Source organism: Reyranella soli (genome assembly GCF_007992495.1).
Classification (GTDB): domain Bacteria; phylum Pseudomonadota; class Alphaproteobacteria; order Reyranellales; family Reyranellaceae; genus Reyranella; species Reyranella soli.
In genome coordinates this window covers 1-3,386 of the sequence record NZ_BKAJ01000317.1, presented here as the reverse complement: position 1 = coordinate 3,386, position 3,386 = coordinate 1, and the positions used below count along the sequence as shown (strand labels likewise).

The 3,386-nt window shown below is 66.5% G+C and carries 3 protein-coding genes; 2 read left to right on the top strand and 1 reads right to left on the bottom strand.

Annotated features, from left to right (window positions below):
• Window positions 1-48: 48 nt before the first annotated feature.
• Complete coding sequence (locus RSO01_RS46315) at window positions 49-1,611, bottom strand: sulfatase-like hydrolase/transferase (RefSeq protein WP_147157400.1); 1,563 nt, start codon at window positions 1,609-1,611, stop codon at window positions 49-51.
• Between the two features lie 55 nt (window positions 1,612-1,666).
• Between RSO01_RS46315 and RSO01_RS46310 the strand changes: the two genes are divergently transcribed.
• Both RSO01_RS46310 and RSO01_RS46305 read left to right on the top strand, forming a co-directional pair.
• Window positions 1,667-2,803, top strand: coding sequence for a M20/M25/M40 family metallo-hydrolase (locus tag RSO01_RS46310; RefSeq protein WP_147157399.1), 1,137 nt, complete (start codon window positions 1,667-1,669; stop codon window positions 2,801-2,803).
• Window positions 2,800-3,372, top strand: coding sequence for a DUF924 family protein (locus tag RSO01_RS46305; RefSeq protein ID WP_147157398.1), 573 nt, complete (start codon window positions 2,800-2,802; stop codon window positions 3,370-3,372). Before RSO01_RS46310 ends, RSO01_RS46305 begins: the two co-directional genes overlap by 4 nt.
• The last annotated feature ends 14 nt before the right edge of the window (window positions 3,373-3,386 follow it).

Sequence of the window (3,386 nt, the reverse complement as noted above, 5' to 3'; positions counted from 1 at the left end):
GGGCCTCTGGCCCGCATCATGAGCGGGCCAGAGGCCCGCGCTCCCGTATCACCACATGCCGAAAAGAATGCCGTGCTTCTTGTGGGTGGCCGTGCGCGCCTCGACGTAGGCGTCGTCGACGGTGACGCGCGTCTTGCGTCCTTTCAGCCAGGCCGCCATCCGCTCCTCCATCTCGCGGCGGATGTTGGCGTGAGCGTCGTCGGCGCCGAGGTCGCTGAGCTCCTTCGGGTCGTTGGCGAGGTCGAACAGCATCGGCCGGAAATCCTGCCACCAGACGTATTTCCAGCGGTCGGTCCTCACCATGATGGCGCGGCAGTCGCGCGGGCCGCGCTTCAGGATCTTGCGGGCCTCACGGAAGGAGTAGTCGAGCTCGGAGAACACCGCGTCGCGCCAGTTCTCGACCTTGCCGGCGCGCAGCAAGGGCAGCAGGGAGCAGCCTTCGACGAGATGATCGTTGGCGGGCTGCTCCAGCGCGGCAAGACAGGTCGGCACGACATCGACCGCCTCGACGAAACGCTCGTCGATCGTGCCGCGCGTTGTGTCGGCGGCCGGATCGGGGTCGTAGACGATGAAGGGTACGCGCTGCGCCTCTTCATAGAACATCTCTTTTTCGCCCAGCCAATGGTCGCCCAGGAAATCGCCGTGGTCGGCGGTGAAGAGGATCAGCGTGTCGTCGAAGCGGCCGAGCTTCTTCAGGTGCTCGAAGAGGCGGCCGAGCCAATCGTCGACCTGCTTGATCAGGCCCATGTAGGCGGGCCGCACGATGTCCGGCGCGTCGGCACGCTGGAAGGACTGCGACTCGTCATGCTGGCGATAGGCCGCGAGCACGGGATGCTGGTCCAGAAGCTCGCGCTCATCGCGGTTGAGCGGCAGGCAATCCTTGGCGCTGTACATCTTGTGATAGGGCGCGGGCACCATATAGGGCCAGTGCGGCTTGACGTAGCTGAGATGCAGGAACCACGGCCTGTCGCCCATGTCCTCGACGAAGTGCATGGCCTCGCGCGTCATGTAGGCGGTCTCGGAATGCTCCTCGGCGACGCGCGCGGGCAGGTGCACATTGCGCATGTGCCAGCCCGACACCGGCCCATCGGGACCGTCGGCCGAGATCACATAGTCGCTCCATGGATCGTCGGAATTGTAGCCTTGCTTGCGCAGATAGGCGGCATAGTGGCTCTCCTCGCCCGGCGGCGAATGGCCGTCGTAGCGGTCGAGCTCCTCGAAGCGGCCGGCGCGCATCAGCGCCGCCATGGCCGAGCCGCCCTCGATGCCGTAGCGCTCCAGCCCGTCGAGGTCGGGCAGCACGTGCGTCTTCCCGGCCAGGGCAACGCGGATGCCGGCTGGCCGCAGATAGTCGCCGATGGTCTTTTCGCGCAATGACAGCGGCACGCGGTTCCAGGTGGCGCCGTGCGAGAACATGTAGCGGCCGGTGTAGTAGCTCATGCGCGAGGGGCCGCAGACGCCCGACTGCACATAGGCGCGCGGGAACAGCACGCCCTTGGCCGCCAGCGAATCGATGGCCGGCGTTTTGAGATGCGGATGGCCGGCGCACGACAAGTGATCGGCGCGCAACTGATCGCACATGATGAACAGGACGTTCCGGACCTTGCCCACTTGGTTCGTTCCCCTTTGTTTGCCGCCACTATGCCCTCATCGCTAGGATGAGGCGATGGATTCCAACAGCTTCTCCAGCCGAGAGATCGTCGAGGACATCATGCGCTGGGCCGCGGTCGAGAGCCCGTCGGTGACGCCGGAAGCGGTGGCGCGCATGTTCGACCTCGCCGAGGCCGATTTCCGCGCCGCCGGCGCCGACATCGACCGTACGTCGGCCATCTCGGGCGCACCGGTGATGCGTGCACACTTTGCCGGGCGCGATGACGGCCCGGGCATCCTGGTGCTGGGCCATCTCGACACGGTTCATCCGGTCGGAACGATCGAGGACGGGCTGAAACTGCGCATCGACGGCGACCGGCTCTATGGACCGGGCGTGCTCGACATGAAGGGCGGCATTTGCCTGGCGCTGCATGCCCTGCGCCGGCTGCGCGCCGAGAATGGCGACACGCCGCTCCCCGTCACCTTCCTGATGATCCCCGATGAGGAGATCGGAAGTCCGGGCACGCGCGCGATGATCGAAGACGAAGCGCGCCGGCATCGCTGCGTGCTGGTGCCCGAGCCCGCACGCCAGGGCAAGGTGATCACGGGCCGTCATGCCTTCGCGCGCTACCGCATCACCACGCGCGGCCGGCCGGCGCATGCCGGCGCCGACAATCGCGCCGGCCGCAGCGCCATCCGCGCAATGGCGCGCCTGGTCGAAACGATCGAAAGCGCCACCGACATGGATCGGCTGGTCTCCTTCAGCGTCGGCGTGATCCGCGGCGGCCTGTTCGTGAACGTGATCCCGACCGAGTGCACCGCCGAGGTGCTGTGCGTGGCGTCGTCGCCCGAGAACCTGGTGTTCGTCCATGAGTTCATGGCGCGGCTGGTCTCACCGATCGAAGGCGTGACCCTCGAAGTCGAAAAAGGACCCGAGCGGCCGCTGTTCGAGCCATCGGAGGGAACAATGCGGCTGTTCGCGCAGGCCGCCGCGACGGCCAGCGAGATCGGCATCACCTTGGAGCACGGCACGTTTGGCGGCGGCAGCGACGGCAACTTCACCGGCGCGCTCGGCATCCCCACGCTCGACGGGCTGGGTGCCATCGGCGCAGGCGTGCATACACTGGAGGAGCATGTGTTGATCTCGGAGTTGGCGCCACGGGCGCGCCTGTTTGCCGGCCTGCTGGCCGGGCTGGGCGAGAACGGCCGATGAACGCACCGACCATCCGCGATGTCCTGGATTTCTGGTTCCTGCCGCTCGACCATCCCGACCATGGCAAGCCGCGCGACATCTGGTGGAAAGGGCCGGCCGAGTTCGACGCCGAGATCCGCGAACGCTTTGCCGAGGCGCTCGACATGGCCATCGTTGGCGCCTTCGACCACTGGCAGAAGTCACCCGACGGGGCGCTGGCGCTGATCCTCCTGTGCGACCAGTTCTCGCGCAACATGCATCGCAAGGCCTCGCGGGCCTTCTCGGGCGACTGCAAGGCGCTGCCGACGGCTCGGCTGGCGCTGGCGCGGAACTATCCGGCCGCCTTCAACCTCACCATGCGGCTGTTCTTCTACATGCCCTTCCAGCATAGCGAATCGCTGACCGACCAGGAGCTGGGCTGTTCGCTGTTCGCCGCCTTCGAGGACGAGGAAATGATGAAGCATGCTCACGAGCATCGCGACGTCATCACGCGCTTCGGCCGCTTCCCCCATCGCAACGAGGTGCTGGGGCGGAACTGTACCGACGAGGAGCTGGAGTATCTGAAGACCGCCAATCGGTTCGGACAGTGACTCAAGCGGAGCGC